This is a genomic window from Pyrofollis japonicus, assembly GCF_033097485.1.
Lineage (GTDB): Archaea > Thermoproteota > Thermoprotei_A > Sulfolobales > Pyrodictiaceae > Pyrofollis > Pyrofollis japonicus.
Map to the genome: position 1 here is coordinate 1,112,300 of NZ_AP028634.1, position 15,583 is coordinate 1,127,882.

Here is a 15,583-nt window from a genome sequence, read left to right on the forward strand (position 1 = left end):
CAGAGAAGGAAAGGGGATTAAAATAAGGCTTGTGGACTAGTTGTTCACTTCTCTGCTGCGTATTTCTCTGCAAGGGGTACGGCGTCGTCTAGGCCTAGCTTCTTCAGCGTTTCAGGCTTGGGTACTCCGTTGCTTGCCCAGCCGCGCTCCTCGTAGTACATCTTCAGCATCTCTATGAACTTGTCCTTGTCGAGCTTTGCGCCCTTGAGTGGGCCCTTGGTAAGTGGTTCCTTGAACCACCGCTCTGGCGGCATGTCCATCTCTATGCTCCAGCCATCCATCTCTCTTATCCAGATCATTCTTATCAGTGCGTATATTCTGTCGGCAACGGTGAAGAAGTCGTCAAGGGTGTAGCTGAGACCTGTTGCTGCGTTGAACATTCTCACGTAGTGGTCTAGGCTCAGACCGAGCTCTATCCATGGGAACCTGCACGCTACAGCTGACTCGAAGAAGCCTCCACGTATCCTCTGCTGCTCTATGACCTTCTGCACCTTTGGCCGGTCGTAGTTGAAGCGGCCGTGCTGCACCTCCCAGCTGATAACCCATGCGTCCTTGTGGTGGGCGCCTATCGGGCTAGTGGCGTATGCTAGGGCCATGCCTGGTGCGGCGTGGCAGTCGTAGGCGCTTATCTCGAGGCCCTTCACGTGCATGGCGTACCATGTCTCGCCTACCTTCTCTGATACCCTCTTTACGCCCTCTGCGAGGAGATTACCTACGCCGCGGCGGTATGCAATGTCCTCTATTAGCTTCCTTATCTTCCGGAATTCTCCCCACCTGGCGTCGAGCTCTAGTTTGCCCCTCTCAGCAGCCTCTAGGGCGTAGCCAAGGGTGTTGCCAAGGCTTATCGTGTCAAGCCCCAGCATGTCTGCAAGCCTGTTGAGCACGCCGACGTCCTCGAGGCGCCCGATCCCTATGTTGCTTCCAAGCATGGCGACGTTCTCGTAGTCGAGCTCCGACTTCTGGCCCTCCGAGTCCTTAATCGTGTGGCCACAGCTCATTACACAGTAGGGGCAACTCCTCACTTCAACCTTTATCTTCTCCATGTAGTTGCCGCCTATCCTCTCGTAGTCGTCGAACACGCCTTCGCGGAAATTATACGTCGGTAACACGCTCGCATTCTGGGACCACTCGATGGTCATCATTGTGCCCTGGCGCATCCAGAAGTCGTAGTTCGGCGAGGACTTGGTCTCCCGGATAGCCTCCCTTGCAAACTTCATATACTTGTCAGGGTCGAACAACTCCGGCCTCTTCGTGCCCTTCACGACTATTGCCTTGAGCTTCTTGCTGCCCATCACTGCCCCCATTCCTGGGCGGCCACCGCTTCTACCCTTCTGTGCAACAACGGTGGCATAGCGTACAAGGTTCTCTCCGGCAGGCCCTATTATGAGGAACCCGGCGTTCTTACCATATCTCTCTGTGAGCTTGTCGTGCGTCGTGAACGCGTCTAGGCCCCAGAGATCCTCAGCGCTATCAATCCTAGCCTTATCGTCCTCTATTACGAGCACACCGGGCTTCTCGAGGGCACCCTTAATCACTACTGCGTCCCAGCCGGCCGCACGCAAGTGTATCGAGGCCCAGGAACCAATGTTACCGTCGCCGTAGCCCCCGGTCAAAGGGCTCTTCGCAGCTACCACAACCTTGCCCGTATTCGGGCCGGGGAGAGCAGTAAGGGCTCCAACAGCTACTACGAAGAGGTTATCGGGGCTAAGAGGGTCAGTCCCAGGCTTAAGGTGATCCCATAGAATCTTAGCGGCGAACCCCCTGCCGCCCAGGAACATCTTCGCCATTTCGCCGGGGTAGCGCCACTCGCGGAACTCTCCGCGAGAGAGGTCCACCCAGAGAATGCGCTTGCTCCAGCTATACAGCCTCTCGTCAGACAAACCACTACACCGTTTATGAGACTAGTATGAGACTGATAGAAAAACTAGGCGCCGAGCCGACCACTAGGCACTTTTACCTTCTACGGGGATTCTTTGGCGCAAGGGCCCGGCATTGCCTGTAGCAGCGCGGCTTTGGGACATAGCACTAATCGCCCTGGGAGGAGCACTAGGAGCCTTGGCGCGGTGGAGCCTCGCCTCAATCGTTCAGAATAACCACGAGTTCCCCATAGGCACGCTCGTAGTTAATGTGCTCGGATCCCTACTCCTAGGCTTCGTGCTTGGAGCAGCATCGCTATACGGCGCCTTCACCAGGGAGCAGCGCTTGTTGCTGGCAACGGGGTTTGCTGGAGCCTTTACAACGTTTTCAACATTCATGTACGAGTCGTTAATGCTGCTGGTAGAGTATTCTGCGGCTTATGCGATCGCCTACATAGGGCTAAGCATAAGCCTAGGCCTAGCAGCAGTTTACCTGGGCTACACGCTCGCAGCAATGGTGTACAAGCCTTGACTCGCTACGCTAGGCTAAGAATCTATATAGGCGAATCAGATCGATACCAGCACAAGCCCCTCTACATGTACCTCCTCGAATGGTTCCACCACCACGGCTTCAAAGGGGCAACAGTGATACGGGGAATAGCAGGCTACGGTTCTCACAGCAAGATTCACAGCGTAAGCGTTTTCAGGCTATCAGAGGATCTACCAATAATAGTCGAAGTTGTAGACGAGGAGGAAAAGATACACGGCTCGCTAGACGAGATAAAGAAGCTCGTAAAAGAAGGGCTGATAACGATTGAGCCTGTAGAAGTAGTCTTCTATGGGCATAGAGAAGAATAGAATTACGGCGAGGAAGCGTGGAGAAGAATTATCAAGTTCTAGGTTAGCGTTGTAAAAAAGCCTGGGTTAATCTTTTTTCCCTAAGATTTGTGGAGATGGATTGTATGGTGTTACTGGCAGTTGGCGACGCGCTTTAGGAACTTCCTGGCCATCTCCTTCTCTTCGGGTGTGGCCTTGTCCTCGTAGCAGAACCACCAGTCGAAGCACTTGAACTGCTTCAACCTCTCAGCAGCCTCTTGCTCGGTTGATGCTGGTGGTACTATTACGTTGTCACCGATTATTTCGTTGTTTGGCCAGTTGGCTGGGAATGCTCTGCCATACTTGGTGTTAAGCTGTAGTGCTTCTAGTAGCCTTAGTATCTCGTCAATGTTTCTGCCAACGTCTAGCGGGTAGTAGAGTATTGCTCTAATGATGCCCTTGTTGTCTACGATGAAGACTGCTCTGACTGTTACGACGCCACTCTCTGCGTGAATCATTCCTAGCTTCTTGGCTACTTGGCCCATCGGGTCAGCGATTATCGGGAATGGTATCTCTACTCCAAGCTTCTCCTTGATCCACTCCTTCCACTTGATGTGGCTGAAGCTGTTGTCTACGCTTAGGCCTATTAGCTCGGTGTTGAGCTTCTGGAAGTCCTCGTACCTCTTGGCGAAGGCCACGAACTCTGTTGTACATACTGGTGTGAAGTCTGCTGGGTGGCTGAAGAGGACGAACCACTTACCCTTCTCGACGAAGTAGTCTGGTAGCTTTATTACACCTCTGTCAGTCTTTACCTCCATCTCTGGGAACTTTTCACCAATTAGGGGTATTTCGCCGGGCATTCCTCATGCACCTCTATTCCGGTTTCTCCGTATTCTCTGTTTTCTAGAAATAGTTTCTAACAAGATTTAAGCCTATCCCCGCAGCCTACAGGGTAATACCCTGTTCGTTTCCACTCCTTCAGCGAGACCTCTAAGGGAAAAAGCTTGCTCCGTAGACGAATGCTTGCGTAAAACAAGTAGTTATTGGATGCTTCTTAGCCTCGATAACTTTGCCGGTAATACTTGTCGCATCGCGTCCAACGAGGACTCTTCGGACAGAACGCTTCAGTATGCTTGGGCGTCGTAGCCACACCTATATTGCCCAATAACCGGCTATGACGAGAAAAGGGGATAAGTATGCACCGCGAATGTGTCTCACTGTTTGCTTTAGCGCTAATTGTCCCCCTTACAGCAATATTTGTCGCAATAGCTGTTTCTCCGTGGTTTAGCTTCTGGAACAACGCTCTAAGCGATCTAGGGCATCAAGAAAAGCACCCCGCGTCTGCAAAGATATTTAATGCTGGGCTAGGCCTTGGCGCCATAATTTTGGCGCTGCTTGCATGCAAGTGTCTCCGAGGCATCTGTAATGCATTAGTGGTAGCTGCCGCGGCTAGTCTCGTCCTCGTAGCAGTCTACAACGAGGCCTATGGTAAGATCCACTTCTGGGTCTCGGTTCTATTCTTTCTCTCACTACTCTCACTAGTCATCGCTAAACTCTACTTAGGCCCTACTAGGAGAATAAGAATATACTCTGCCATCACTGCTACAATCTATGTACTCATCTGGTACCTGCACTTCGTTGAAGAAACGCCGCCAGGTGCTGCGATACCTGAACTAACCTCTGTAACACTCTATGCGCCTCTCTTGCTTGACTGTCTTAAGAGACCTTCACCCTAGGAGTATGTATCGCGCACACTTTCTATACTTTCTAAAAACGGTGTACTTTTCAACCCCGCTCCCCGGGTGGGCATAGTCCCCAGAATAAGGCCTTGTGTTATAGAAGGAACCCGTATTGATGTGGTTCGGGTTCGTGATTGTCAGACTTATTGCATCTACTTGTTTTCCGCGATTCTGTAGTCTATTCCCATTATAATGGGATTGACGAAATATTTATAACTACCTTTACTCAGTGAGCGGTGAACAACACTCGGTAGACATACAAGAGACTAGGGGGTGTGTATGTCATGGCTAACACGAAGCTCATAGTTGGATCGATAATAATACTACTCATAGTAATCGGTGCAGCCGTATACCTAGCACAGAAGGGAGGAAAGCAGACAACAACCACGTCCCCAGCAGCTACTCAAGCATCTGCTTCACAACCAGCTACGCAGGCAACCCAGACAGTGCCATCAGAAACAACTACCCAGACACAGGCATCAGCCAACATTAAAGTCGTGAAGATCGGTGCATTGCTTCCGCTAACCGGTGACCTCGCATCCTTCGGCAAAGCGAATGAGGAGTCAATACTTCTAGCAGAGAAGGATGTCAACAAGTACCTTGAGGAAAAAGGCGCTAATTGGAGAATAAAGATAGTAATAGTCGATACTGCTACTGATCCCGCTACGGCTAAGGAGCGCTTTGACACACTCTACCAGCAGGGCATAAGGTTCTTCATAGGTCCGATGACTAGCGCCGAGCTAGCGCAGATAGTGAGCCTCATACAGCAGGGCTATAAGGCGGTAGTAATTAGTCAGTCAAGCACAGCGCCGTCACTGGCCCTCAAGGACACGGTATTCAGGTTCCCGCCTCCAGACGAATTCCAGGGCAAAGTACTGGCAAAGCTCTACCAGAAGGACGGCGTAACCCACGTTATAATGGTTTACCGCAACGATGACTGGGGAAGCGGTCTCGCAGGCTACATAGAGAAGTACGCCAAGGCAGCCGGGATCAGCATCGTGCAGAAGATACCATACGACCCCAAGGCAGCAAACTTCGCAAACGTCGTCGAGCAGATAAAGACGGCCGTAGAGAATCTCCTCAACAAGGGCGTACCAGCCGACAAGATCGGTGTAGAACTGATAGGCTTCGACGAAACAGCCAACATACTAGAACAAGCAAACAACTACGACGTTCTGAAGAAAGTAAAGTGGTACGGCAGCGATGGTAGCGCGCTCAGCCAGGCAGTACTACAGAGCCCTGGCGCAGCAGAATTCGCGGCCACAGTGAAGTGGAAGAACACGATAACATTCTCTATAAGTGACAAGACCGCGAGGGTCTACTGTACGCTGAAGAAGAAGCTAGGCTACAGCCCAGACCCGTACAGCCTCATAGCCTATGATGCCGTGTGGGCAATGGCCCTAGCTATAGAGAAAGCAGGCGGGCCTAACGCGACACCCGATGCTGTTGCAAAGGCGATACCAGAGGTGCTCAAGAACTATGTCGGGGTCTCCGGTAAGATAGTCCTAAACGAGTACGGCGATAGAGCCGGCTCGGACTATGGCATATTCACTGTAGTGAAGACCGATGATAAGTATGAATGGAGGCTAATAGAGCTCTACAAGTTCGAGAAGGACGACATCGTGCCAGTCCAGGGCAACCCGCTATCCTGTGAACAGCAATAAGGCATAAACGGTCAACTAATCCATCCATAATACATTCTTTTTGAGAAAAATTCTTTCCTCTTTTCAATAATTATCATATCCCACAATAAGTCTATACACTTATTAACCCTCTAGGATAGAGAAGCCCCTAGGCTCATGGTGCTCTAGGCCGCCATTTCGCGGTTGCTCGGCGTCCCACGCGCTGAACAGGACAGGGTGATGCTTTGATGGACGCGGTACTGGAGGCGTATGGGCTCGTAAAGACGTTTGGTGCTCTAAGAGCACTTGACGGTGTCGATATCCGTGTACCCCGCGGTAAGATAACGCTACTAATAGGGCCCAATGGGAGCGGCAAGAGCACGCTCATAAACGTTCTTAGCGGAGTCTATAAGCCGGACGCAGGCAAGATAATACTCGACGGGGAGGAAATAACCCATCTTCCTCCACACGAGCGTTTCCGCCGCGGCCTCGTACGCTCCTTCCAGATTCCCCGCCTCTTCTCGGGCCTAGCCGTCATAGAGAACACTGTCTATGCTCGCTACGGGAACCCCGGCGAGGGAGTCATCAGCGGCCTCTTTCGCAGAAAGTGGCTCAGCTTCGAGGAGGAGACTGCTAGGCGCGCAGCAAGGTACCTAGGTATAACGAAGATAGCGAAGCTTTGGAGCCGCAAGCCCAGTGAGCTCAGCGGTGGCCAGATGAAGCTCCTAGAGATTGCTAGGGTGCTTATGCCCGACAATCCCAAGGTAATCCTCATGGACGAGCCCACGGCGGGTGTAAATCCTACGCTCGCCCACGAGATTTTCCAGTTTATTCGCTCACTCCGAGACCGCTACAACCTCTCTTTCCTCATAATAGAGCATCGCTTAGACATAGCTGTAGAGTACGTTGACTACGCTTACGCAATGGCCCTTGGCAGGATAATTGCTGAGGGCAAGCCCCGCGAGGTCCTCGAGAACCCCGTCGTCATTGACAGCTACCTAGGGGGATGAGGAGCAATGGTTGATGATGTTATTCTTAGGACGGAGATGCTTAACGCTGGATATGGTCGCTTCCACATATTGTTCGACATAAGCATAGCTGTGCGACGCGGCGAGATATTCGTAATAGTCGGGCCTAATGGGAGCGGCAAGAGTACTTTTCTAAAGACACTTTTCGGCCTGACAAGGATCTATTCCGGTAAAATAGAGTTCGAGGGCAAGGATATAACGCATCTGCCTCCACATGCCAGGGCGAGGCTGGGGATAGCATACCTGCCGCAGACAAACAATGTCTTCGCAGAGCTCACGGTAAAGGAAAACCTCTACATGGCTGGCTACGGTATCGATAGGAGCATAGTTGAGAAAAGGGTCCAGGAAGTCCTCGAGTACTTCCCCATACTTCGGGAAAAGCTAAGCGTCAAGGCAAAGGCTCTCAGTGGTGGCCAGCGCCAGCTCCTCGCAATGGCTATGGCGCTTATCCGCGACCCCAGGCTATTCATGTTCGACGAACCCACTGCAGGGCTCGCGCCAAAGGCCGCCAAGGAACTCGTTGATAGGATTATCTGGCTCCGTCAAGAACTCGGAAAGACAATTGTCTGGGTTGAGCAGAACGCTAGGCTCGCACTCGAGCAAGGCGATACGGCTGCTCTCCTCGTTTCCGGACGCGTAGCGTACTCCGGTCCTGCCCGAGAACTCCTCGCAGACAAAGAGCTAGGCAAGAAGTACCTCGGCCTCAAGGGGTGAACAAGGCATGGGTATTCTCCCGAGCCTCCCATTCGTGCTAACAAGCATAGCCTATGCCTCGGCAATAGGCCTGCTCAGCATGGGGCTCAACCTAACCTATCTCACAACAAGAGTACCGAACTTCGCCCACGCAACAATAGGCATGATAGGGGCAGTGGTAACGCTCTTCCTAATTGACAAGTTTTTCTACAAGCCTAGCTGGGCTATCTTCATTGCTGGTCCCCTCGTGGGAGGCGCGGCTGCCGCACTCTTCGCGGCATTCATGTACGTCGCTATACTGAAGCCCCTCGCTGACCGCGGAAACACGGTAATAGGGTTAATGATAGCAACATTTGCCGTAGACATAATCTTGCTCAACATATTGACGCTAATACTGAACATTGTCCATGGCGTGCACATACCTAAGCTCATTGGCGCGCCCATAGCGGGGTTCCAGCCAAAGATAAGGATAGGCAGCTATATCATAGACTCCTACACAGTTGTGCTCCCACTAGCAGCCATAGTATTGACTACAGTGTTCCACCTCTTCCTCACAAGAACCAGCTTCGGAATAGCAATGAGGGCGTCAATAGAGAACCCAGACCTCGCAAGCGCGATGGGAGTCAACGTCAACCTGGTCTATACTACGTCTTGGGCTATTAGCGGCTTCCTCGCCGGAGCAGCCGGAGCACTGATAGCATTCACCTTCAAGGGCGTTGACCCAAGCGTCTCCGCGCTCATCATTGTAACCGTGTTCGCGGGCAGCATCGTCGGGGGACTCACGAGCGTGTACTGGGGACTCATAGGTGGACTCCTAGTCGGCCTAGCCGAGAAGTTAGGCACGGTACTAATTGACAACATTTATCACGCATACTTTGTTACTAATCTAGGCTTCCCGAACGTCTCGCTAATAAACTACGAGAAAATAATGAGCCTCGGCCTCGTGATCATAGTCCTCCTCTATGCTCCGCAAGGTCTCGCGGGCATTGATTGGAGAAGACTAGTCACGAGAAAGAAGTCCAAGGGGTGACCTTGATGCTCGAGTGGTGGATATTCAGCGAATCATTCCTAATAACCATATTCGTCTACACGGTTGTATCTATCAGTCTAAACCTAGAGGCAGGATTCACCGGTATACCAAACTTCGGCAAACACTTCTTCGTATTCCTGGGAGCATTCGCAGCACAAGGCATCGGTGTACGAATAGCTGCCTGGCTCTACGAGAAGCTCGAGCCACAAGCAGCCCAGGAGGCGCTGCAACAAGTCTCAATGATGGTGCCAAGCGTGTCACCCAACGCCTCCCTAGTATCGATAGCGGCGAACCCGGATGCAAACAGGATAATAGTAAACAACTACCTGAAGCCCTTCGTGACGAGCAACCTCGGCGTAGAGGTGCTACTAGCCATAGTGATACTGGGGGTTACGGTTGCACTGGCGCTGATCTTCGGCCTTGTAGCAAGCTATGCGGCGCTACGGCTGCGGGAGGACTATCTCGCTATACTGTTGCTCTCATTCGCCGAGCTAATGGTCATGGTTGTGTTCTACCAGTCGGAGAGCCTCAATGGGGGCAACAAGGGCCTATGGGCGATAACGTTTACGAGGAATCCGATGAGGTTCGCGCTGATAGGTAGCGCGGCACTAGCTATCCTAGCATATATCTATGCTGAAAAGATAGCCAACAGCCCCATGGGAAGAGCTATGAGGGCGGTGAGAGACGACGAGGTAGCAGCAAGCGTGTTCGGCCGCGACATAGCATCAATAAGGCTCAGAGTAATAATGGTTGCCTCAGTAATGGCCGCGCTTGCTGGCCTCTTCTATATACAGAACAATGCATCAGCAACATCGATAACATTCAACCGTGTAGCATGGACATTCCTACCATGGGCTATGATAATACTGGGCGGAATGGCTAACAATGCCGGAGCCGTAATAGGTACACTAGTCTTCCTCATAGGAATGAGGCTCTTCACGTACTACCAGGACCAAATAAGCCACCTCCTTGGCATACAGGCTAGCCTCGTGGCAAGCCTGCTGCCGAACATATTGATAGGTATACTGATTCTAGTGGTACTGTATCTACGCCCTCAAGGAATAATACCGGAGCACATAAGCAAGACACTGGACTTTAAGAAAATAATGAGGGAGGAGGCAGGCTTAGAGGAAACAATTGGCAACAATGGGGATAGAAAGAAGGAGGCTTAAGACCTCATCTAGGCTCCAAAGAAGCGTTTCCTTAGCGTATATCAGTCCTCGTCATTGTCGTGGATTCGTAGTGGGTTGGGCAATACTTAAAACCACTTCATATTAACACCAAAAAAAGACGGTGAAAGGATATGAGATCGGCTGCAGCGTTAGCCCTCCTGGCGATATTCCTTGCACCACTGATAGGGCAAGTGGCATTTGCAGCAGAGAAGCCGGTCACAATAACCATTGGTGCGCTGCTCCCGCTTACTGGAGACCTAAGCGACTACGGTATCAGGCAGAAGGCCACACTGGAAGTAGCCATAGAGGATATGAACAAGTACCTTGAGGAGCACAATGCCTGGTTCCGCTTAGCGCTAGCGGTAGAGGATACTGCTACTCAGCCCGACCAGGCGGTGCAGAAGTTTAACGCCCTAGTAGCTAGGGGCATCAAGTTCATAATCGGCCCGATGAGCAGCGCTGAGGCAAAGAAAGTCAAGGATCTAGCAACTCAGCAGAACGTGCTCCTCATAAGCCCCTCGAGCACTGCGGACGAGCTAGCAATACCGGGCGACAACCTCTACAGATTCTGCTCGCCAAACGCTGTAGAGGCAGATGCGCTTGCAAAGCTAATGGAGGACCTGGGCATCAAGGGTATCGTTATAATAGTGCGTGCTGATACCTGGGGCGAGGACCTGAGGAAAGCTGTTGAGGAGAACGCTAAGAAGCTAGGCATAGAGGTTAAGCCGGCACTGGAGTACAACCCTGAGTCGCCGAACTTCGGAGCCATAGCGTCCCAAGCCAAGGACTATGTTGACGATCTCGCGAAGAAGTATGGTAAGCCACACGTAGCAGTAGTTATCTTGTCGTTCAAGGAGGCAGTGCAGTTAATGACGGAGGCGGCTAACTACAAGTCGCTGAGAGACGTTCTCTGGATAGGTAGTGACGCGACAGCAAAGCTCGCGACAATAAGCCAGGACCCCGTTGTAAGGCAGTTCGCCAAGGAAACTCTGTTCATCAACCCGTTGTACTCGCCAGCAGCCACCGAGAACCAGAAGAGGATAGCGGAGAAGGTCAAGGCTATGATAAAGGACGTTCCAGATGCCTATAGCTATGCGGGCTACGACGCAGTAGTAGCCATAGCGCTTGCGCTTATGAAGGCGCCGCCAGAGATAAGGAATGATCCAGACAAGCTCGTAGACTTCGTGAAGCAGCAGCTGGACAACGGGCTCACAATGACGGACGAATTTGCAAAGCTATCTGCGACCGGCAAGTTCCCGCTAAGCAAGGCAGGCGACCGCGCAACGGCTGACTTCGACTGGTGGATAGTATATGACTTCAACAACAAGTGGGACTGGTACCTTGTAGGCAAGTACTTCGGCCTCAACCAGTCAAATGTCTGGTACAAGATCAACGGCGTAACATACCTTGACCTCGTGAAGCAGAAGTTCGGCCAGGCAAAGCCCACAACATCGGCGCCAGCAACCACGACACAGAGCCAGCCACAACAGCAGCCTACAACTGCGGCACCAAGCACACAGACAACAGCTAAGGAGGAGAAGAAGGGAGGCGGCAGCAACGCCGCACTCATCGCTGGCATAATAATAGTAATAATAGTGATAATCGGAGCAGCACTAGCACTACGCAAGAAGTAGGCCCCTTCCAAGGGGGGATGAAGTAGTCTTCGCAGAGGGAGTTTTTTAGCCATGAATAACAATTGGCTCCTAGTATTCGCGTTTTTACCCGTTCACCCCTCTCGTCTAGTCGTTTTAACTACTTGTAGCCGTAGCCCTGGTTGACAGGATGAAGCGTCAGCGTATCCAGGCGGAGGAGGTGTCTGGGAAGGTGTCACAACAAGCTGCTGCGGCTGAGAAGCCACCAAGCCCGGTACAAGACGATATCATATTGTGGACGGAGGGCGTAGTGAAGCGATTCGGCGGCGTAGTCGCTCTCGACGGGGTCTCTGTGCGCATACCTAGGAAGAAGATAACTCTCCTAATAGGCCCGAATGGTAGCGGAAAAACCACGCTCGTCAACGTGATAACAGGGTTCTATCCGCCGGATAAGGGCCGGGTAATCTACGAAGGCAAGGACATAACGGGTAAGCCTCCCCACCTCATAGCGCGCATGGGGATTATAAGGACATTCCAGATACCAAAGCCGTTCATGAACCTCACCGTGCTTGAGAACCTACTTGCAGCTAACCCGCCGGGGAGCTACGAGAACCCATACCTCGCATGGGTGAGCAAGAGGCGCTGGCTCAACGTTGAGCAAGACGCTGTTGAGAGGGCTTTTCAGATACTGAAGCTCCTTGGCCTCGAGAACGAGTGGGACCAGAAGGCTACATCGCTCAGCGGTGCTGGGCTCAAGCTACTAGAGGTTGGGAGAGCATTGATGAGCGGCGCCAAGCTAATGATAATGGACGAGCCGGCTGCAGGCGTGAACCCCGCGAAAGCCCACGAGATATTCGCTACGCTGACGAGGCTACGCGATGAGCACGGGATAACCTTCTTCATAATCGAGCACAGAATAGATATTGCCGCAAAGTACGTTGACTATGCCTACGCGATGGCTCTTGGCAGGGTGATAAGCGAGGGCTCGCCCGAGAAAGTGCTCCACGATCCACGCGTAATCGAGAGCTACATAGGCTCCTAGCCAGGTGGTTCATTATGCCTAAGCCAATGCTTGTCCTTAAGAAGATAAACTCTGGTTACGGGAAGTTCCACATACTCTTCGATATCGACCTTGAGGTTCCCCGCGGCAAGATAACCGTAGTGGTCGGCCCCAATGGTGCTGGCAAGACAACGCTCCTCAATACTATCTTCGGGCTGGCAACTATTCATAGTGGCCGCATAGTCTACGAGGGCCAAGACATAACTAATGTGCCAGCCTATAAGAGGGCGAAGATGGGGATGGCTTACACGCTCCAGCTCTTCAACATATTTAGCACGTTGACGGTCAGGGAGAACCTCTTACTAGCAACCTATGATATCCCGCCAGATGAGGCCAAGAAGCGCATGGAGGAGGTCTTCCAGCTCTTCCCGAGGCTAAAGGAGCGCCTCTTCCAGAAAGCTGGCACGCTCAGCGGCGGCGAGAGACAAATGCTCGCCATCGCTATTAGCATGCTCAGGAAGCCGAAGCTAATGCTCCTCGACGAGCCAACGGCGGGCCTCGCGCCCAAGCTAGCCAAGGAGGTGTTCGAGGCTATAAGGCAGCTAGGCGACCAAGGATACACCATTATCCTTGCCGAGCAGAACGCTAAGGGAGCCCTAGAGATAGGCGACGAGGCAGTAGTGATTGCAAGCGGCAGGATAGTTGCCAGGGGCAAGGCGCAGGAACTCCTACACGATCGTGACCTTGCGAGGAAGTATCTTGGTCTCGAACTCGAAGCCTAGGAGTAAAAGGGGTGGAATGGAATGGCTGTCATGAGTATTCAGTCCACGTTTCAAGCTCTCTACTATGCGAGCCTTCTCTCAATACTGAGTGTTGGCGTAACACTGTCCTATATGACTACGAAGGTTTTCAACTTCGCCCACGTAAGGTTCGCAATGGTCTCGAGCTATGTTGCGGCAACGGTTATTCTACTGCTTGTCAGAGCCCTAGGAATCCACGGGGACTTTGCATGGAAGCAGGTCGCCGGCCTACAGATGAGGATGCCTCTACCCTGGTGGGTCTACGCTGCGGCACTAGTAGCGGCGTTTGTTGTTGGTGGGCTCGTAGCCGTGGCACAGTATTATCTCGTCCTGCGTCCGCTTCAGCGCCGCGGAGCAGGAAGCATGGCGCTAATGATATCGACGCTTGGATTTGACTTCGTATTGATAGCGATACTGTTCATATACATGACTCTGCCGCAGATAAGGCGTATGACCGCTGAGGCCATACCTCTAATAGGCAAGGTATCGTTCGATAGCCTCGGCATGGATTCCCTTGATATAGTTATAAGTACGGGCTCTGTTACGATACGCGGAGCCGTCATCTTGGCAATAGTATTTGCGCTGGCAACCATCATTGGGCTCTACTTGTTGCTCACCCGGACCAAGCTGGGAATAATGATGAGGTCATCGATAGAGAACCCTAGGCTATCGCTAGTGCTAGGCATAAACGTTGACCGCGTCTTCGCCATAACGTGGTTCATCGCTGGCGCGATAGCCGGGCTAGCAGGCTACCTATTCATCTTCGCAACGGTATACCTTGCACGTGTATCGCCTACGTCGCCCTCGGACCAGATAATAGTCAGCGTGTTCGCGGGCAGCATTGTTGGTGGCATCAACAGCGTCCCAGGCAGCATAGGTGGAGGCTTCCTCATAGGCCTCATAGAGAAGTTCTTCGTACCACTACTAAGCGGTGTGACCGGTCCGGGCATAGTTAAGTACGACAAGGTATTCTCGATGCTCGCGGTAGCGCTGACGCTGCTCTTCATACCAGAGGGACTCGCCTCAGTTAACTGGAGGCGTCTTTTCAGATCAAGGTCTTCATCATCAACATCCGGGTGATAATGGGGAGGTGGTACTAGATGGTTAATGCGGTTGCGCTTGCGGAACAAGTATTCTCGTTCATAGGCGTATACGCGATCGTCACATTAGCGCTGAATATCAAGGCAGGGCACACCGGTATACCGGACTTCGGCCACGCAATGTTCTTCGGTATAGGCGGCATAGTTGTTGGCAACCTTGCAGCCCACTTGGCTGCAGCGCTCGCAGCTGGATCTGTTCCAGGTGTGTCTGTTTCCGGAGTACTTGCCAACAATACTGCCACTCTGAATGCCCTCAACACTCAGTACTTCCCGAGCCACCCAGGGGTTGCGATAGGCCTCATACTGTTCGCCATAGTTGTCGCCCTCGTGCTCGGAGGCATAGTGGGCTGGCTGGCAAGCTTACCAGCACTCAGGCTGCGGGGCGAGTACTTGGCAATACTGTTGTTAGCGACAGCTGAGGCTGTGAGAATATTCGTCACTTACACAAAGCAGATAATGGGAAGCACGCCGACGGTTGGCCTATCAACACCAGATCTCTTCGCCTGGGCCGGCGACTCCGGTGCTGCGGCAACAGTGTTCACAGTGCTAATGGCGATTATAGTGTTCATAGTGTTTGAGCGCATACACAACTCGCCAGCTGGCAGGCTCTTCAGAGCGGTAAGAGACGACGAGGACGCCGCAAAGGCCCTCGGAAGAGACGTCGTGGTCGTCAGAAGAGACGCAATGATAATAGGCAGTGCGGTCGCAGCCCTCGGAGGCGTAGTATACGCGCTAAACCCGTTCCTAGGCGGAGGCGCCGTTGCAGCAGCATCAATATTCAACAGAGTATTCTGGACCTTCTGGCCCTGGGCCCTCATGATACTCGGCGGCATGGCCAGCAACCGCGGAGTAGTAGCGGCGACAATCCTTGTAGGCGTGCTCCTCGTGTGGCCTATCCGCGTCTACAAGGTACAGCTAGCAGAAGCTCTTGGAGCAAGCGCGCTAGGATTAGACCCCAATAGCTTCGCGAACGCATTAGAATACCTGCTGCTAGGACTTCTAATAATACTGGCACTAGCATTGAAGCCCGAAGGAATAATACCAGAGCCGCCAAGCAAGACGCTAGACTTCAAACAATTCGCCAAAAGAGTACTAGGGAAAGACTCAGAAGCTCAGTAAAGTTTTAGCAGAGAGT

General features: G+C 52.4%; 16 protein-coding genes. 13 read left to right on the forward strand and 3 right to left on the reverse strand.

Annotation, left to right across the window (positions count from 1 at the left end; translation table 11 throughout):
- Nucleotides 1-44 precede the first annotated feature (44 nt).
- Nucleotides 45-1,865, reverse strand: coding sequence for an aldehyde ferredoxin oxidoreductase family protein (locus tag SBG41_RS05675; protein ID WP_397470789.1), 1,821 nt, complete (start codon nt 1,863-1,865; stop codon nt 45-47).
- 127 nt (nt 1,866-1,992) lie between these two features.
- Between SBG41_RS05675 and crcB the strand changes: the two genes are divergently transcribed.
- Entirely contained in the window at nt 1,993-2,388 is a 396-nt protein-coding gene (crcB, locus tag SBG41_RS05680; protein ID WP_317894589.1) for a fluoride efflux transporter CrcB, read from the forward strand.
- Entirely contained in the window at nt 2,385-2,714 is a 330-nt protein-coding gene (locus SBG41_RS05685; protein ID WP_317894590.1) for a DUF190 domain-containing protein, read from the forward strand. Before crcB ends, SBG41_RS05685 begins: the two co-directional genes overlap by 4 nt.
- Before the next feature lie 110 nt (nt 2,715-2,824).
- Here the strand turns inward: SBG41_RS05685 and SBG41_RS05690 are convergent, their stop codons facing one another.
- Both SBG41_RS05690 and SBG41_RS05695 read right to left on the reverse strand, forming a co-directional pair.
- Nucleotides 2,825-3,532 carry a peroxiredoxin gene (locus tag SBG41_RS05690; RefSeq protein WP_317894591.1) on the reverse strand — a complete coding sequence of 236 codons (708 nt, stop codon included), beginning with the start codon at nt 3,530-3,532 and terminating at the stop codon, nt 2,825-2,827.
- 130 nt (nt 3,533-3,662) lie between these two features.
- On the reverse strand, nt 3,663-3,824 hold the full coding sequence (locus SBG41_RS05695; protein WP_317894592.1) for a hypothetical protein: 162 nt from the start codon (nt 3,822-3,824) through the stop codon (nt 3,663-3,665).
- 44 nt (nt 3,825-3,868) lie between these two features.
- On the opposite strand from SBG41_RS05695, the gene SBG41_RS05700 reads away from it, so the two are divergent.
- From SBG41_RS05700 to SBG41_RS05750, 11 genes are all read left to right on the forward strand, one after another.
- Entirely contained in the window at nt 3,869-4,408 is a 540-nt protein-coding gene (locus tag SBG41_RS05700; protein ID WP_317894593.1) for a DUF998 domain-containing protein, read from the forward strand.
- Between the two features lie 287 nt (nt 4,409-4,695).
- Nucleotides 4,696-6,075, forward strand: a complete 1,380-nt coding sequence (locus SBG41_RS05705) for a penicillin-binding protein activator (RefSeq protein ID WP_317894594.1) — start codon at nt 4,696-4,698, stop codon at nt 6,073-6,075.
- 206 nt (nt 6,076-6,281) lie between these two features.
- Complete coding sequence (locus SBG41_RS05710; protein WP_317894595.1) at nt 6,282-7,043, forward strand: ABC transporter ATP-binding protein; 762 nt, start codon at nt 6,282-6,284, stop codon at nt 7,041-7,043.
- A gap of 6 nt (nt 7,044-7,049) precedes the next feature.
- Nucleotides 7,050-7,775, forward strand: a complete 726-nt coding sequence (locus SBG41_RS05715) for a branched-chain amino acid ABC transporter ATP-binding protein (protein ID WP_317894596.1) — start codon at nt 7,050-7,052, stop codon at nt 7,773-7,775.
- A gap of 7 nt (nt 7,776-7,782) precedes the next feature.
- Entirely contained in the window at nt 7,783-8,784 is a 1,002-nt protein-coding gene (locus SBG41_RS05720; RefSeq protein WP_317894597.1) for a branched-chain amino acid ABC transporter permease, read from the forward strand.
- Between the two features lie 5 nt (nt 8,785-8,789).
- The gene (locus SBG41_RS05725; protein ID WP_317894598.1) at nt 8,790-9,956 is read left to right on the forward strand and encodes a branched-chain amino acid ABC transporter permease; all 1,167 of its coding nucleotides are present in this window, start codon (nt 8,790-8,792) and stop codon (nt 9,954-9,956) included.
- A 131-nt stretch (nt 9,957-10,087) separates the two neighbouring features.
- Nucleotides 10,088-11,590: an ABC transporter substrate-binding protein gene (locus SBG41_RS05730; RefSeq protein ID WP_317894599.1), complete on the forward strand. Its 1,503-nt coding sequence runs from the start codon at nt 10,088-10,090 to the stop codon at nt 11,588-11,590.
- 148 nt (nt 11,591-11,738) lie between these two features.
- Nucleotides 11,739-12,590: an ABC transporter ATP-binding protein gene (locus tag SBG41_RS05735; RefSeq protein WP_317894600.1), complete on the forward strand. Its 852-nt coding sequence runs from the start codon at nt 11,739-11,741 to the stop codon at nt 12,588-12,590.
- 14 nt (nt 12,591-12,604) lie between these two features.
- Nucleotides 12,605-13,330 carry an ABC transporter ATP-binding protein gene (locus SBG41_RS05740; RefSeq protein WP_317894601.1) on the forward strand — a complete coding sequence of 242 codons (726 nt, stop codon included), beginning with the start codon at nt 12,605-12,607 and terminating at the stop codon, nt 13,328-13,330.
- Nucleotides 13,331-13,351: 21 nt separating this feature from the next.
- Nucleotides 13,352-14,428: a branched-chain amino acid ABC transporter permease gene (locus SBG41_RS05745; protein ID WP_317894602.1), complete on the forward strand. Its 1,077-nt coding sequence runs from the start codon at nt 13,352-13,354 to the stop codon at nt 14,426-14,428.
- Between the two features lie 20 nt (nt 14,429-14,448).
- A complete protein-coding gene (locus tag SBG41_RS05750) occupies nt 14,449-15,567 on the forward strand; it encodes a branched-chain amino acid ABC transporter permease (RefSeq protein ID WP_317894603.1) in 1,119 nt (372 codons plus the stop codon).
- Nucleotides 15,568-15,583 lie beyond the last annotated feature (16 nt).